This is a genomic window from Plantibacter flavus (genome assembly GCF_051487245.1).
In the GTDB taxonomy this organism is placed as follows: domain Bacteria; phylum Actinomycetota; class Actinomycetes; order Actinomycetales; family Microbacteriaceae; genus Plantibacter; species Plantibacter flavus_B.
Genome location: NZ_JAHVDH010000002.1, coordinates 632,968 through 647,840, shown reverse-complemented (window position 1 = coordinate 647,840; position 14,873 = coordinate 632,968). Strand labels below are relative to the sequence as shown.

General features: G+C 68.0%; 15 protein-coding genes. 6 read left to right on the top strand and 9 right to left on the bottom strand.

What is annotated here, in order from left to right:
* Window positions 1–11: 11 nt before the first annotated feature.
* Together KXS11_RS06800 and KXS11_RS06795 are read right to left on the bottom strand one after the other, a co-directional pair.
* Entirely contained in the window at window positions 12–731 is a 720-nt protein-coding gene (locus tag KXS11_RS06800) for a hypothetical protein (RefSeq protein ID WP_437384791.1), read from the bottom strand.
* An 81-nt stretch (window positions 732–812) separates the two neighbouring features.
* On the bottom strand, window positions 813–1,013 hold the full coding sequence (locus KXS11_RS06795; RefSeq protein WP_437384790.1) for a hypothetical protein: 201 nt from the start codon (window positions 1,011–1,013) through the stop codon (window positions 813–815).
* Between the two features lie 269 nt (window positions 1,014–1,282).
* Here KXS11_RS06795 and KXS11_RS06790 point away from each other — a divergent pair, with 269 nt between their 5' ends.
* From KXS11_RS06790 to KXS11_RS06775, 4 genes are all read left to right on the top strand, one after another.
* Window positions 1,283–1,738, top strand: coding sequence for a single-stranded DNA-binding protein (locus KXS11_RS06790; protein ID WP_437384789.1), 456 nt, complete (start codon window positions 1,283–1,285; stop codon window positions 1,736–1,738).
* A 22-nt stretch (window positions 1,739–1,760) separates the two neighbouring features.
* Window positions 1,761–2,288, top strand: coding sequence for a DUF6993 domain-containing protein (locus KXS11_RS06785; RefSeq protein ID WP_437384788.1), 528 nt, complete (start codon window positions 1,761–1,763; stop codon window positions 2,286–2,288).
* A gap of 94 nt (window positions 2,289–2,382) precedes the next feature.
* Entirely contained in the window at window positions 2,383–4,065 is a 1,683-nt protein-coding gene (gene ettA, locus KXS11_RS06780) for an energy-dependent translational throttle protein EttA (protein WP_437384787.1), read from the top strand.
* Window positions 4,066–4,153: 88 nt separating this feature from the next.
* Complete coding sequence (locus KXS11_RS06775) at window positions 4,154–4,627, top strand: acyl-CoA thioesterase (RefSeq protein ID WP_437384786.1); 474 nt, start codon at window positions 4,154–4,156, stop codon at window positions 4,625–4,627.
* On the opposite strand, the gene KXS11_RS06770 is transcribed toward KXS11_RS06775, so the two are convergent.
* The gene (locus tag KXS11_RS06770; RefSeq protein WP_437384785.1) at window positions 4,614–5,489 is read right to left on the bottom strand and encodes an acyl-CoA thioesterase; all 876 of its coding nucleotides are present in this window, start codon (window positions 5,487–5,489) and stop codon (window positions 4,614–4,616) included. The two genes, KXS11_RS06775 and KXS11_RS06770, sit on opposite strands and share 14 nt — an antisense overlap.
* A 97-nt stretch (window positions 5,490–5,586) precedes the next feature.
* Here KXS11_RS06770 and KXS11_RS06765 point away from each other — a divergent pair, with 97 nt between their 5' ends.
* The gene (locus KXS11_RS06765; protein WP_437384784.1) at window positions 5,587–6,264 is read left to right on the top strand and encodes a hypothetical protein; all 678 of its coding nucleotides are present in this window, start codon (window positions 5,587–5,589) and stop codon (window positions 6,262–6,264) included.
* Between the two features lie 3 nt (window positions 6,265–6,267).
* Here the strand turns inward: KXS11_RS06765 and KXS11_RS06760 are convergent, their stop codons facing one another.
* The 6 genes from KXS11_RS06760 to pepN form a co-directional block, all read right to left on the bottom strand.
* Window positions 6,268–7,944, bottom strand: coding sequence for an FAD-binding dehydrogenase (locus KXS11_RS06760; RefSeq protein ID WP_437384783.1), 1,677 nt, complete (start codon window positions 7,942–7,944; stop codon window positions 6,268–6,270).
* A gap of 57 nt (window positions 7,945–8,001) precedes the next feature.
* On the bottom strand, window positions 8,002–8,430 hold the full coding sequence (locus tag KXS11_RS06755; RefSeq protein WP_437384782.1) for a globin: 429 nt from the start codon (window positions 8,428–8,430) through the stop codon (window positions 8,002–8,004).
* On the bottom strand, window positions 8,427–9,434 hold the full coding sequence (locus tag KXS11_RS06750; RefSeq protein WP_437384781.1) for a mechanosensitive ion channel family protein: 1,008 nt from the start codon (window positions 9,432–9,434) through the stop codon (window positions 8,427–8,429). The genes KXS11_RS06755 and KXS11_RS06750 overlap by 4 nt, the downstream gene beginning before the upstream one ends.
* An 82-nt stretch (window positions 9,435–9,516) precedes the next feature.
* Window positions 9,517–10,191, bottom strand: a complete 675-nt coding sequence (locus KXS11_RS06745) for a response regulator (RefSeq protein ID WP_437384780.1) — start codon at window positions 10,189–10,191, stop codon at window positions 9,517–9,519.
* Window positions 10,188–11,477 (bottom strand): sensor histidine kinase, encoded by a 1,290-nt coding sequence (locus KXS11_RS06740; protein WP_437384779.1) that lies wholly within the window; start codon window positions 11,475–11,477, stop codon window positions 10,188–10,190. Before KXS11_RS06740 ends, KXS11_RS06745 begins: the two co-directional genes overlap by 4 nt.
* An 80-nt stretch (window positions 11,478–11,557) precedes the next feature.
* Window positions 11,558–14,101, bottom strand: coding sequence for an aminopeptidase N (gene pepN, locus KXS11_RS06735; protein ID WP_437384778.1), 2,544 nt, complete (start codon window positions 14,099–14,101; stop codon window positions 11,558–11,560).
* A gap of 128 nt (window positions 14,102–14,229) precedes the next feature.
* On the opposite strand from pepN, the gene KXS11_RS06730 reads away from it, so the two are divergent.
* On the top strand, window positions 14,230–14,853 hold the full coding sequence (locus KXS11_RS06730) for a mycothiol-dependent nitroreductase Rv2466c family protein (RefSeq protein ID WP_437384777.1): 624 nt from the start codon (window positions 14,230–14,232) through the stop codon (window positions 14,851–14,853).
* The last annotated feature ends 20 nt before the right edge of the window (window positions 14,854–14,873 follow it).

Sequence of the window (14,873 nt, the reverse complement as noted above, 5' to 3'; positions counted from 1 at the left end):
TCGCTGTCGGCTCAGCTGACCGCCGACTGCTTCCGTTCTGCTTCGAGCAGCGCCACATCGTCGATGATCCGCTGGGTGGTGCTGGTGTTGATCGTCCCGCCCGTGGACCTGGTGATGTCGCCTGGCTGCGCTGCTGCACCGGACGGCGCGGCCGGCGTCACGGCGGCGTATTGCTCGTGATGCTGTTTGGCCACCCATGACTCCTGCTCAGCGATCAGGGCGCGTTCGGAGCCTGCTGACTCCTCGCGCCAGCGGCGCAGGTCGCCGTCGAAGACCTTTCGGGCCCGCGAGGGCTTCCGTGTCCACTCGATGAGGCGGTCGCGGAACTCCTCGACCACAGGGTCGAGTTCGTAGCCGAACGTCGCCGAGTTTCGCTTCATCTCGTGCAACTGGTGGTTGGCCCAGTCGGCTGCGAGTGACGCGCCCTTGATCGGGCTGAGTCGGACGAGCGTGTCCGCCTGCGCGACGGCCCGGTCGCTGAGGACCTGTTCTTGTGGGGTGAGGGAGTTCCAAACGCTCGCCTCGGTGGCGGCATCGATGAGCGCGACGATCGCAGCGTTCTTCTGCTCTCGATCACGCTGGTCCACGATGCCTCGCAGCGCACGACGGCTGGCGCCGGCGGCGACGAGGGAGGACACCACGACGGCCACGATGAAGATGGCCGCAGCGAACAGCACCGGGCGTGCCTCTGACGAGGTCAGCCACTCTACGAAATCATTCCACCACTGCATGCGCCGCAGACTACCCCTCGTTCGGGCGTGAACACGGGCGACGCTCCGCGCTCCGGAGGATCGCGCGGGGTGTGGTGAGCATCAGTTGCGGAACGCGTCGATCGCGACCGCGAGGTCGGAGAACCTGCCGAGCGGGGCGTAGCTGAGCGCGGCGGGACGGAACCGGCTCGCACGGTACTCGGCGCGGCCGTCGACACCGATGGCCTCGATGTTGCCCAGGACGCGGCCGTCGGGTGACGTCACGCGCCAGTAGCCGGGGCGGATGCTCAGAGCGTTGGGCATGGGATTCCTCTGCTGTCGTGGTGCGTGCGCGGCTGCGGATGCCTGCCGATGCATGTGACGGTACGCGCGACCACTGACATCACTGCTCTCGCATGTTCGTCGACCGCGCTCCACAGGTCGAACCTCGCGGCCGGTCGTCGACGATGCGCCTTCGCAGCCGTCTCTGGCGATGCGCTGCCGCGAAGCTGGTGGAACCCGGGGCGGCGAACGGCACGGACCCGCCCCGGGCCCACCGGCCAGCAAAGACACCGCACCATGGAGGAGACACCGTGAACGACCAGATCACCGTCCGAGGACACGTCGCGACCGAACCGAGACACCATCGCACTGCGGCCGGGGTCGACATCACGAGCTTCAGATTGGCTTCGCAGCAGCGGCGATACGATCCGAAACGGCAGGAGTGGACGCCGCTCGACACCAACTGGTACACGGTCAGCGCGTTCCGCTCACTCGCGACCGCCGCCGCTTCGTCGCTCGTGAAGGGCCAACGGGTCCTCGTGCTCGGGCGGGTGCGCATTCGTGACTGGCAGCAGGATGAACGTCGTGGCACCTCCGTCGACATCGAGGCCGATTGCATCGGCGGTGACATCGGATGGCAGCCGAAACCCGGCGCCCCCGCCGCGGAGGCGACGACGAGCTCCTCGCTCTCGTCGTCGGTTCCGGCTGCGACGGTGGGCGGCGATTCCGGCTGGGCGACCGCACCGCCGTCGGACACGCCGTTCTGACGTGCCGCGTAGACTGCTCGACGTGCAGAAGAGCCTCGAAGATCGCCCCGCAGTCGCATCGTCGATCCGCAGTCGCCCGTCGGTCCTCGCACTCCGCGCCGCTTTCGGCCTGGGCATCCTCGGTCTCGCTCTGACCGCATGCACGGCCCCGACGCCGACGCCGACGCCGACCGCGACGCCAACGGCTTCGCCGAGCGCGACCGCGAAGACTCCCGCTGCGCCGGCGCTCTTGCCAGAGGGCACCGCTGCGGAGAACCTGCCCTACTTCGACGCCGTGAACGCTGCGACCCTTGCAGCGAATCCCGCTGCCGGAGGGCAGGCGATCATCGACGGACTCGTCGCAGCGGGCTTCCCCAAGCCGGAGATGGAGGTGTCGTTCGACACCACGAGCATCGGCGATCCGGCAGACTCCATCCAGTTCGCGATCCGCTGGCAGGGCTCCTGCATCCTCGGGCAGAACGGTCCGGCCACGGGCTACCACTCAGAGGTCGTTTCGATGCTGGACACTGGTCGCTGCCTCGTCGGCGCGACTCGTCCCATCGACTGGTAGTCGCGTCCACTCGTCTCCGCGCCGCGGGAGCTCGTGAGCTCTCAGGCCTGGGTGCAGCACAAACGCCAGGCGCGCCCGTAGACTGGACGGCGACATGGCTGAATACATTTACTCGATGGTCCGCGCCCGCAAGGCGGTCGGCGACAAGCTCATCCTCGACGACGTGACGATGGCGTTCCTGCCCGGAGCGAAGATCGGCGTCGTCGGCCCGAACGGTGCCGGTAAGTCCACGATCCTGAAGATCATGGCAGGGCTCGACACGCCCTCCAACGGCGAGGCGAAGCTCACGCCGGGCTTCAGCGTCGGCATCCTCATGCAGGAGCCCGAACTCGACGAGACGAAGACCGTGCTCGAGAACGTCCAGGAGGGCGTCGGCGAGATCAAGGGCAAGATCGACCGCTTCAACGAGATCTCCCTCGCGATGGCCGAGCCCGACGCCGACTTCGACGCCCTGCTCGCCGAGATGGGTGTGCTGCAGGAGGCGATCGACGCCGCGGACGCCTGGGACCTCGACTCCCAGCTCGAGCAGGCGATGGACGCACTGCGCTGCCCTCCGTCGGATGCGACCGTCGCCCACCTCTCCGGTGGTGAGAAGCGTCGAGTCGCGCTCTGCAAGCTGCTCCTGCAGAAGCCCGACCTGCTCCTCCTCGACGAGCCCACCAACCACCTCGACGCCGAAAGCGTCCTGTGGCTCGAGCAGCACCTCGCGCAGTACGCGGGTGCCGTCCTCGCCGTCACCCACGACCGCTACTTCCTCGACCACGTCGCCCAGTGGATCTGCGAGGTCGACCGCGGCCGCCTGTACCCCTACGAGGGCAACTACTCGACCTACCTCGAGAAGAAGGGCGAGCGCCTCAACGTCCAGGGCAAGAAGGACGCGAAGCTCGCCAAGCGTCTCGCGAGCGAACTCGAGTGGGTCCGCAGTAACGCGAAGGGTCGTCAGGCCAAGTCCAAGGCGCGTCTCGCACGCTACGAGGAGATGGCGACGGAGGCCGAGCGCACCAGGAAGCTCGACTTCGAAGAGATCCAGATTCCCGCCGGTCCGCGCCTCGGCTCGACGGTGCTCGAGGCGAAGAAGCTCGAGAAGGGCTTCGACGGTCGAGTGCTGATCAACGATCTCTCGTTCAGCCTCCCGAGGAACGGCATCGTCGGCATCATCGGTCCGAACGGTGTGGGTAAGACCACGCTGTTCAAGACGATCGTCGGCATGGAGCCACTCGACGCCGGTGAGCTCAAGGTCGGCGAGACCGTGAAGCTCTCCTACGTCGACCAGTCGCGTGGCGGTATCGACCCGAACAAGACGCTCTGGGAGGTCGTTTCGGAAGGACTCGACTACATCCAGGTGGGCAACCAGGAGATCCCGTCCCGTGCGTACGTGTCGACGTTCGGCTTCAAGGGTCCCGACCAGCAGAAGAAGGCCGGCGTGCTGTCCGGTGGTGAGCGCAACCGTCTGAACCTCGCGCTGACACTCAAGCAGGGCGGAAACCTCCTCCTGCTCGACGAGCCGACCAACGACCTCGACGTCGAGACGCTCTCGAGCCTCGAGAACGCGCTCCTCGAGTTCCCCGGTTGCGCCGTGGTCATCACCCACGACCGGTGGTTCCTCGACCGCATCGCGACGCACATCCTCGCCTACGAAGGCACTGAGGAGAACCCGTCGAACTGGCACTGGTTCGAGGGCAACTTCGAGTCGTACGAAGAGGACAAGATCAAGCGGCTCGGCGCCGATGCGGCAAAGCCGCACCGCTCTGCGTACCGCAAGCTCACCCGCGACTAGTAGTCGCCTCGACGGCCCACCGGCAACAGCCGGTGGGCCGTCGGCCGTTCACCACCCGGACGATCGTCCGAAGCCGGAAGGACCGCAGATGACCAGGCTCCATGTCCCCATCCCGTTGCGCTGGGGTGACCTCGATGCGTTCAACCACGTCAACAACGCCGCCATGCTCAAGCTGCTCGAGGAGGCGCGCGTCCGTGTGTTCTGGATTCCGACGATCGACTCCGAGGAGGTGCCGTCGACAGCGGTGATCGACGCCAGCCTCGAGGCGGACACCCTGACGCTCGTCGCCCACCAGGAGATCGAGTACCTCGCGCCGATCCCGTACCAGCGCGATCCGCTCGACGTGCAACTGTGGATGGGCAAGATCGGCGGCGCCAGCCTCCAGGTCGCCTACGAGGTGTACTCGCCCGTCGGTGCTACGGCGCAGACCCTCTACGCTCGAGCCTCCACGACGGTGGTCATGGTGGACTCGACGACCCTCAGACCGCGCCGGATCTCCGATGTCGAGCGCGCGGCATGGGAACCGTACCTCGAGGAACCGATCGTCTTCACGCGTCGGTAGCCGGCACCCGCACCATGCCTTCCTGGGCCACGCTCGCGACCAGGACCCCTTCGCGCGTGTAGATGCGCCCGAGCGAGAGTCCGCGGCCACCGGTGGCGCTGGGGGAGTCCTGCAGGTACAGCAGCCACTCGTCGACGCGGGCCGGACGGTGCCACCACATCGCGTGGTCGAGACTCGCGATCTTGATGCCCGGGGTCGCCCACGGCACGCCGTGACGCCGGAGCACGGGCTCGAGGATCGTGTAGTCGCTCGCGTACGCGAGGGCCGCGCGGTGGAGCGACGGGTCGTCCGGGAGCGCTCCGATGGTCTTCAACCAGACCGCCTGCTGCGCGGTGCGTTCGCCCTCGACCCGCAGGTACACGGGCGACGAGATGTGCCGCAGGTCGAACGGTCGGCCCGTGCCCCAGGCCTGCGCCGCAGGGTGGTCGATGCCGCTCAGGAGCTCGGCGGCGGAGGGGAGTGTCTCCGGGTCCGGCAGTCCGTCGGGCATGTCGATCTGGTGCTCCGGGCCGGCGTCTTGGCTTTGGAACGAGGCGATCATCGACAGGATGGGAACACCGTCCTGATAGGCCTGGGTGCGGCGCGTGGCGAAGGACCGCCCGTCGTGGATGCGATCGACCGCGAACGTGATGGGCTTGTCGACGTCGCCTGGGCGGAGGAAGTACCCGTGCATGGAGTGGATGACCCGTTCGGCATCGACCGTGCGGGTCGCCGCGACGACCGACTGCGCGAGCACCTGCCCTCCGAACACCCGACCGTGTGGCATCCATTGCGACGGCCCGGTGAAGATGTCCTCATCGGTGCGGACGCCCGGTGCGCTGAGGTCGAGAGCGGCAAGGAGGGATTCGATCGGTTCCTTCACGCGAACACGCCTTTCATCCGAGGTCGGGCAGGACGGGGTTCGACCTGGTGCCACGGCCTGAGTCTATCCATCCGGACGTGGCGTAGATTGAGTGGAGATGTCCACCACCTTGCAGCTCACCGATCGTGCCTCACTCAGCGACCTCCGCACCTTCCTCGCCCGCGCGGCCCGACTCGACGACTCGGGTGTCAGGCTGTTCGCCACCGGTGACGTCCTCGCCGTATCGGCGCCGGTCCTGCACCCTCAGGGCCTCCTCGACCGCAGCCCAACGATCATCGGCATGCGCACCTTCGCGCTCGTGGGTTCGGCCACCGCCGACGTTCTGGCGACGCCGCGCGAGATGATCGACCGGATCGTGCGGATCCTCGGCACCGAGTCGCCGGGGTTGGACGAGACTTCAGCCGGGCCGGTGAGCCTCGAACTCCCGGTGTCGTCGCGGACCGCCCCGTGGGTTGGCCAGGCGCCGCCGCGAGGTGGGTGGGCGCGCAGCGGCGGCATCGACACGATCGAACTCGAACTCGTCGCCCGGACGGGTGCGACGGAGATCGCCGAGACCCTCCCACAGGCGGTCGGTGACCAGATCGTGCAGAAGGTCCGTTCGCAGGTGTGGTCACGGCCACTCGACGGCGGGTTCGGCCTGCCGACCGGCGCCGCGTTCGCCGCCGTCGGGCTGGGCTTCATCGCCGAGCTCGAGCAGGCGGAGATCTTCCGCTCGGGCGGGTGGATGCGTCTCAGCACCCGTCGCGGACATGTCCTCGCGAACGCCGTCGGTTGAACCTCACCGGGCTCCCATCGCCCGACCGGCCGTGCGGCCGCTGAAGATGCAGCCGCCGAGGAAGGTGCCCTCGAGCGCGCGGTACCCGTGCACGCCGCCGCCACCGAAGCCGGCCGCTTCACCGGCCGCGTACAGTCCAGGGACCGGTGAGCCGTCGGCGCCGAGGACACGGCTGTCGAGGTCGGTCTCGAGGCCGCCGAGGCTCTTGCGGGTGAGCACGTGGAGTTTCACGGCGATGAGCGGGCCCGCTTTCGGGTCCAGGAGGCGGTGCGGTGCGGCCACCCGGATGAGTTTGTCACCCCGGTAGTTGCGGGCGCCCCGGAGCGCCGTGATCTGCAGGTCTTTTGTGAACGGGTTCTCGATCTCGCGGTCCCTCGCCTCGACCTCGGCGATCACTCGGGCGGCGTCGATCGGGGTGTCGGGGGTGAGTGCCTGCATGCCAGCCACCAGCTCGGTGATCGTGTCCGCGACGACGAAGTCCACACCGTGTTCCTTGAAGGCCTCGACGGGCCCGGGAGCGCCTGGGCCGATCCGTTTCGCGAGGAGGCCGAGGTCCTTTCCCGTGAGGTCGGGGTTCTGTTCGCTCCCGGACAGCGCGAACTCCTTCTCGATGATCTGCTGGGTGAGCACGAACCAGCTGTGGTCGTGTCCGGTCGAACGCAGGTGTCGGAGCGTACCGAGGGTGTCGAAGCCGGGGAACAACGGGACAGGGAGGCGGTTGCCCGTCGCGTCGAACCAGAGCGAGGACGGGCCGGGGAGGATGCGGATACCGTGCTGCGGCCAGATCGGGTCCCAGTTCGTGATGCCCTCGACGTAGTGCCACATCCGGTCGCCGTTGATCAGATGCCCACCGGCCCGCTCGCTGATGCCGAGCATGCGGCCGTCGACGTGCGCCGGAACACCGGACAGCATCGTGGCCGGTGGCGTTCCCAGCCGCTCGGGCCACTGCGCCCGGACGAGGTCGTGGTTGCCGCCGATGCCGCCGCTCGCGACGAGGACGGTCGGAGCGTGGAACGAGAACTCGCCGACCACCTCGCGGGAGGTGGGTTCACCCCTGCCTGCCCCGGACGGCACGAGCACGGAGCCGCGCACGCCGACGACGGCACCGTCTTCAGTGAGCAGTTCGTCGACGCGGTGCCGGAATCGAGCGGTCACCAGGCCGTTCGCCACACCCTCGTTGACCCGCCGCACGAAGGGTGCGACGACTCCGGGGCCGGTGCCCCAGGTGATGTGGAAGCGCGGGACGGAGTTCCCGTGGCCGATCGCTCCGTACCCTCCGCGTTCAGCCCACCCGACCACAGGGAAGAACCTGACGCCCTGCTCGTGCAACCAGGCGCGCTTCTCGCCCGACGCGAAGTCGAGGTACGCCTCCGCCCAGCGTCTGGGCCAGTGGTCCTCCGGTCGGTCGAAGCCGGCGGTACCGAACCAGTCCTGCGTCGCGAGTTCGAGAGAGTCGTGCACCCCGAGACGGCGCTGCTCGGGGGAGTCGATCAGGAACAGCCCGCCGAAGGACCAGTGCGCCTGACCACCGAGGTTCGTCTCGGGCTCCTGCTCCACCAGGATCACGTGCTTCCCCGCGGCGATCAACTCGGCCGTGGCGACGAGTCCGGCGAGCCCGGTCCCGATGACGATCGCATCGGCCTGGTTCGCGGACGACGGGGGCGGGGCGGCTGCTGACATCTGGTGACTCCTTCGGCACGGACGTGGGTCTGATCCTACGTCCAGGGAGTCTCCGGGTTACAGGAGGCTGCGGCGCGGCGCGCCCGGTGCGTCGTCGAAGGTGTTCACCATGGCGTGGGCGGCGCGCTCCAGGTAGTCCCAGAGCGTGGCTTCGTGCACCGGAGCGAGGTCGAGGCTGTCGACAGCTGTCCGCATGTGGAGGAGCCAACGGTCTCGGGCGTCCGGATTGACATGGAACGGTTGGTGGCGCATCCGCAGACGCGGGTGTCCACGCTCGGCGCTGTAGGTGCCCGGGCCGCCCCAATACTGCTCCAGGAAGAGCCGAAGCCGTTCCGCGGCCGGGCCGAGATCCTCTTCCGGGTACATCGGTTTGAGGACCGGGTCGTCGGCGACGCCCCGGTAGAACTCGTCGACGAGTGCCTTGAAGGTGTCGTGTCCTCCGACCTGTTCGTAGAAGGACGTGCCTGGTGCCTGAGGATCGCTCACGGAGTCGCTTTCGGGGGTCGCTTGGTCTTCGGCGCCTTGGGCGGGACGACCGTGGTGGGGTGGGTACGCGGGGGACGCGAGCCGGTGACGCTTGCGGCGCCCTCGAAGCCCGTGAGCACGATGCTGTTGAGCGAGGGGAGCTGGACGCCCATCTCGTCGATGGCGCGCTTCAGACGGCTGCGCAGTTCGCGGGCGACGTCGTCCTTCGCGCTCGTCCGCGTCTTGATGACGAGGCGGATGACGAGTGCTTCGCCCGAGATCGACTCGAGCCCCCACATCTCGGGCTTCTCGAGGACGCGCGAGCGCCACTTGGGATCGTGGGCGAGGGCGTTCGCAGTGTCGAGCATGCGCTCCTGCACGGCCTCGACGTCGGCGTCGTACGGGATCGCGAGGTCGATGATGACTCGCGACCAGCCCTGGGACATGTTGCCGACGCGGAGGATCTCACCGTTGCGGACGAACCACAGGGTTCCGTTGACGTCGCGGACCTGGGTGATTCGGATGCCGACGGTCTCGACGACGCCGGTCGCTGGACCGAGGTCGACGACGTCGCCGACACCGAGCTGATCCTCGACGACCATGAACAGGCCGTTGAGGATGTCCTTGACGATGTTCTGCGCGCCGAAACCGAGACCGGCACCGATGGCCGCTGTGAGAATGGCGAGCGAGCCGATGATCGTGGGGGCGAGCAGGTTCACGATCATGATCGCCGCGATGATGACGATCGTGACGTTGACGATGTTGCTCAGCACCGTCCCCAGCGTGCGTGTCCGCTGCACGAGGCGGACGGCTGCAAGCGGAGAAGCGAGCAGCGACTGCGTGTCCGTCACGTTGGCGTTCTTCTTCACGCCGCTGACGATCTGCGCGACGACGCGACGGATGACGAAGCGCAGGATCCACGCGGCGAAGAAGGCGCCGACGATGATCGCGATGACGCCCACGATCGACCACCCGGCGTCCCAGAGGAACTTCATGGCGTCGGCCCAGAATGTGTCGAGGTTCATATCCGATTCAGTGTAACCAGGGCACTGGAGAGCGCGATGTGAGCGCGCCGAGTGCGAGCTGACTGCCCCCTGAACGCTGGTTTCACGGCTGGACGAGTCCGTGCTTGTAGGCGAAGATCACCGCTTGCACGCGGTCGCGCAGCTGCAGCTTCAACAGCACCCGCCCGACGTGCGTCTTCACGGTCGACTCCGAGAGGACGAAGTGCGCGGCGATCTCGGCATTGCTGAGCCCCTCGGCCATCGCGACGAGGATGTCGTGCTCTCGCGGGGTCAGCTCGGACAGCTCGGATGACGACATCGCGGGTTCGGCGCCGGCCGGGAAGGGCAGCGCGTCGGCGAAGAGTTCGAGCATCCGTTTCGTCACCCGCGTCGAGACGGCGGCGTCTCCGGCGTGCACAGCGCGGATCGCGGTGGTCAGTTCGCTCGGCAGGGCGTCCTTCAGGAGGAAACCGCTCGCGCCTGCCCGCAGCGCACCGAAGGCGTACTCGTCGAGATCGAACGTCGTGAGGATGATGATGCGGCTGTTCGGGTGGGCGTCGACGATCCGCCGTGTCGCCTCGATGCCGTCGAGCCCGGGCATCCGGACGTCCATGAGGATGACGTCCGGACGCAACTGTTCTGCCAACGAGATGGCCTCGGCGCCGTTCGACGCCTCGCCGATGACCTCGAGCCCGTCCTCGGCGCCGAGGACGAGCCCGAAGCCGAGCCGGATGAGCTGCTGGTCGTCGACGAGGAGGATACGGATGGGTTCGGTCATGGGGTGGTTCCTCGGGGTCGTTCGCTGGTGGTGGACCGGATCGCCGGGCTCGGGTTCAGGGGGAGGGTCGCCTGCACACGCCAGAGGCGATCGCCGACCGGTCCCGCGGTGACCTCGCCTCCCTGGAAGGCGACGCGCTCGCGCAGTCCGAGAAGCCCCTGCCCGGCACCGAGCGATGGAGCGTCCGGAATGGAGCCGTCGTTCTCGATGATGAGTTCGAGGTGGTCGGGGTGCGCGCTGAGGACGACGTCCACCCTGCTCGGACGTTGCGAGTATCGCAATGCGTTGGTGAGCGACTCCTGGACGATGCGGTGCACGGCGAGCAGCACTGACGGATCGTCGGTCTGCGGCCCGGACACGGTGAGGGCGACGGGCAGGCCCAGCCCGCGGAAGGTCTCGACCAGCGCCGGAATCGAGGCGGCGTCCGGTTGCGGCGCGAGCGGTGCGCTCCCCGTCTCTCGGAGCACTCCGAGCATTCTCCGCATGTCGACGAGGGAGGTGCGAGCAGCGTCGGTCACCGCGGTCATTGCCGCCCGGGAAGCCGTCACGTCCTTCGTGGCGAGAGCGCCTTCGGAGAGCGCGACGATGACCGTGAGGCTGTGGGAGACGATGTCGTGCATCTCTCGCGCGATCCGGGTGCGTTCGGCGACCGCGGCGAGTTGCGCCTGCTGGTCGCGTTCCCTGGCGAGTTGGGAGGCACGGTCGACGAGCGCTTCGACGTACCGTTTGCGATTGCCGACGTTGATGCCGATCAGGAGTCCGAAGAGCGCGACGAGGACGACCGTGATGATGGACTGCACCGGTTCGCCCGGCAACGGCTGCGCGGCCCAGGGCAGGAAGGAGGCGAGTACCGAGACGACGGCTGAGGCGGCGAAGGCGCGCCACCCGAGCACGACGCTCCGGTACACCGCGACCGAGTAGAGCAGGAGCGGGATCGCGAACGCATCGACGCCAGCGGGCAACGCGATCGAGACGAGACCGATCGCGATGACGATCGAGGTCATCAGGAGCGGACGGCGGCGGCGGAAGAGGACCGCGATCGTGGAGACGCCCACCACGATCACCGCGAGTGCGACCCGGGACGGACGCGCGACGAGATCGGCATCGAACCACTGCACGGTGCTCACCGACAGGGCGACCACGAGGTAAGCCGCAGCGATCAGCGCATCGGCCGTCCAGGGGTGGCGCGTCCACCAGCGGCGGACGACTCCGGGAGGCCGCGGCAGCTTGAGTGAGGCCTCCGTCGCGTCGCGGTCGATGCCGACGGTCGACTGATGGGGGCTCATCCCACCAGGATACGGAGAACCCCTCCGCGGCAGATCGTGCCGTGGAGGGGTTCTCGGAGGAACGTGCTCGTCCTCGGGTACTACTCGGCGTCCTTCGCCTGTGCAGCCAGGGCGCGGTCGACCCCCGCGAGGCCCTCGACCAGCATGCGACGGAGCGCGGGGACCTCCGGGTTCTCGTCGAGCCACGCCTGCGTGCGGTCGCGCAGCGCGACCGATGCGAGTGCCGCGGGGTAGAGCCCCTCGACGATGTACTCGGCGATCTTGTAGCTGCGGGATTCCCACACCGAGTTCAGTGCGGCGAAGTACGGCTCGACGAGCGGCTCGAGCACCGACGCGTCGACGACGTGGCCGAATCCGAGACCGACGTTCCGGACGATGGCGTTCGGCTGGTCGTCGTGTTCGACGACCGAGTCGAAGGCCGCCCGCTTGGCTTCGGAGGTCGGGATCGTCGCTCGCGCACGCGCGGCGGCCTGCGCACCATTGGCCGTGTTGTCCGCGGCGAGCGCCGCATCGATGTCCGAGCCGTCCGCGAGGCCGAGCAGCACGAGGCCTTCGAGGAGCTCCCAGCGGAGGTCGGTGTCGATCTCCAGTCCGGGCAGCGTCACGGTGCCGTCGCGGAGGGCACGCAGGTGCTCACCCTGGGCCGGCGTCGAAGCGAGGGCTGCGAAGAACTTCACGAACTGGAACTGTGCGTCGGTTCCGGCCTCTGCGCCTTCGGCGAGCGCCCACAGGGCATCCCCGACGCGCTCGATCGTCGCGAGGCGACGCTTCGGTGCGACGTAGTTGCGGGCCGCGAGGCCGAGCTGGCCGAGCGTGGTGCGCAGCGTCGTCGACTCGGTCTCGGTCGCGATGTTGCCGAGGACGAGGTCGACGTAGTCCGAGGCCGTCGACTCCGCGTCGCGCGTCGCGTCCCAGGCGGCGCCCCAGACGAGCGAGCGGGCGAGGGGGTTCTCGATCGACGCGAGGTGGTCGATCGCCGTGGCGAGGGAACGCTCGTCGAGACGGATCTTCGCGTAGGCGAGGTCGTCGTCGTTCAGCAGCACGAGGTCTGGCTGGACCTTGCCGACGAGTTCCGGCACCTCGGTCAGCGCACCGTCGACATCGAGTTCGACGCGGTCGGTGCGGACGAGCTTGCCCTCCTGGAGGCGGTACAGACCGATCGCGAGGCGGTGCGGCCGCAGCGTCGCATAGTCGGCCGGGACGGTCTGGCGCACGGCGAACGCCGTGAACGCACCGTCGGCGTCGACCGTGAACTCCGGGCTGAGCGTGCCGACGCCGGAGGTCTCGAGCCACAGCTTCGACCATTCACGCAGATCGCGCCCGCTCGTGGCCTCCAGCTCGACGAGGAGATCGTCGAGCACCGTGTTGCCGAACTCGTGCTTCCGGAAGTACTTGCCGACGCCCGCGAAGAACGCCTCGATGCCCACCCATGCGGCGAGCTGCTTGAGGACGGAACCGCCCTTCGCGTAGGTGATCCCGTCGAAGTTGACCTGGACGTCCTCGAGGTCGTTGATGGTCGCGACGATCGGGTGGGTGGAGGGCAGCTGGTCCTGGCGGTACGCCCAGGTCTTCTCCATCGCGTTGAAGGTCGTCCACGCCTCCGTCCACTCGGTGGCCTCCGCCGTGGCGATCGTCGAGGCCCACTCGGCGAACGACTCGTTCAGCCAGAGGTCGTTCCACCACTTCATCGTGACGAGGTCACCGAACCACATGTGGGCGAGCTCGTGCAGGATCGTGACGACCCGGCGTTCCTTGATGGCGTCGGTCACCTTGGAACGGAACACGTACGTCTCTGTGAACGTCACCGCACCGGCGTTCTCCATCGCACCGGCGTTGAACTCCGGGACGAAGAGCTGGTCGTACTTCTCGAACGGGTACGCGTACGAGAACTTCTCCTCGTAGTATGCGAAGCCCTGACGGGTCTTCTCGAAGATGTAGTCGGCGTCCAGGTACTCGGCGAGGCTCTTGCGGGCGAACACGCCCAGCGGGATGGTGCGGCCGTCGCTCGACGTCAGTTCGCTGCGGACCACGTCGTACGGGCCGGCGACGATCGCCGTGATGTACGAGGAGATGCGCTGCGTGGGCGGGAACACCCACGTGGAGGCACCCTCATGGGCGGCGATCGGTTCGGGAGTCGGGGAGTTGCTGACGACCTGCCACGCCGAGGGCGCCGTGATCGTGAACGAGAACTCGGCCTTCAGATCGGGCTGCTCGAAGACCGCGAACACCCGACGGGAGTCCGGCACCTCGAACTGGCTGTACAGGTAGACCTCGCCGTCGACCGGGTCGACGAACCGGTGCAGCCCCTCGCCGGTGTTCGTGTACTCGGCGTCGGCGTCGACGACGAGCACGTTCTCGGCCTGGAGGCCGTCGAGCTGGATCCGCACCCCGTCGGACACGACCGCAGGGTCGAGGTCGACACCGTTCAGCGTCACGGAGTGGACCGTCCGCGTCATCGCGTCGATGAACGTCGACCCTCCCGGCTTCCCCGTGAAGCGCACGGTCGTCGTGCTGCGGAACGTCTCGGCCCCGGTCGTCAGATCGAGCACGACGTCGTAGCTCGAAGTGTCGACGAGCGCCCTGCGCTCCTGGGCTTCGACTCGGGTGAGGTTCTCTCCTGGCACAGCTGCTCCCTGGTGTGGTGATGGACACGTGATGTGTGAAGCACGCGTTCGCTCGTGACGACCGCGGCACGGTCAACCAGCCTAGACCCAGGGGGTGGCCGACAGCCCGGGCCGCATAGGCTGAACGCATGACGACTCCCGCACCGGCCTCCACCCGCGTCGACTTCTGGTTCGACCCCTCCTGCCCCTGGGCCTGGATGACGTCACGCTGGGTGGACGAGGTCACCGAGGCGCGGCAGTTGGACGTGCACTGGCACATCATGAGCCTCGCCGTCCTCAACGAGGACCAGGACGTCAGCGACGAGTACCGTGCCTTCTTTCCCCGGGCCCTGCGTTACACCCGCCTCGTCGCCGCTGCCGCCACCGAGCACGGCGATGCCGTCGTCAAGCCGCTCTACGACGCCCTCGGCACGCGAATCCACCCGGACGCACGCGCCGAGGACGTTGACGCCGTCATCGCGGAGTCCCTCGCGGCCGTCGAACTTCCTGCGGCGCTCGCCGCAGCGTCCATGACCGACGCGTACGACGCGCCCATGCGGGAGAGCCACTTCGACGGCATCGGGCGCGTGGGCCAGGACGTCGGTACGCCGGTCATCGCCATCGACGGTGTCGCGTTCTTCGGTCCAGTCATCTCGCCGGCTCCGACGGGCGAGCAGGCGCTCACCCTGTGGGACGGTGTCGTCGCCGCTGCGTCCTATCCCGGTTTCTTCGAGCTGAAGCGGAGTCGTACCGTCGGCCCGATCTTCGACTGACCAGCTGACGCGTCGGCGGC

Bases quoted from the DNA above. Each gene is read 5' to 3' on its own strand.
- KXS11_RS06760 (WP_437384783.1), bottom strand. From the start codon at position 7,944: ATGTCAGCAGCCGCCCCGCCCCCGTCGTCCGCGAACCAGGCCGATGCG.
- KXS11_RS06775 (WP_437384786.1), top strand. From the start codon at position 4,154: ATGACCAGGCTCCATGTCCCCATCCCGTTGCGCTGGGGTGACCTCGAT.
- KXS11_RS06745 (WP_437384780.1), bottom strand. From the start codon at position 10,191: ATGACCGAACCCATCCGTATCCTCCTCGTCGACGACCAGCAGCTCATC.
- KXS11_RS06765 (WP_437384784.1), top strand. From the start codon at position 5,587: ATGTCCACCACCTTGCAGCTCACCGATCGTGCCTCACTCAGCGACCTC.
- KXS11_RS06740 (WP_437384779.1), bottom strand. From the start codon at position 11,477: ATGAGCCCCCATCAGTCGACCGTCGGCATCGACCGCGACGCGACGGAG.
- KXS11_RS06730 (WP_437384777.1), top strand. From the start codon at position 14,230: ATGACGACTCCCGCACCGGCCTCCACCCGCGTCGACTTCTGGTTCGAC.
- KXS11_RS06795 (WP_437384790.1), bottom strand. From the start codon at position 1,013: ATGCCCAACGCTCTGAGCATCCGCCCCGGCTACTGGCGCGTGACGTCA.
- KXS11_RS06750 (WP_437384781.1), bottom strand. From the start codon at position 9,434: ATGAACCTCGACACATTCTGGGCCGACGCCATGAAGTTCCTCTGGGAC.
- ettA (WP_437384787.1), top strand. From the start codon at position 2,383: ATGGCTGAATACATTTACTCGATGGTCCGCGCCCGCAAGGCGGTCGGC.
- KXS11_RS06800 (WP_437384791.1), bottom strand. From the start codon at position 731: ATGCAGTGGTGGAATGATTTCGTAGAGTGGCTGACCTCGTCAGAGGCA.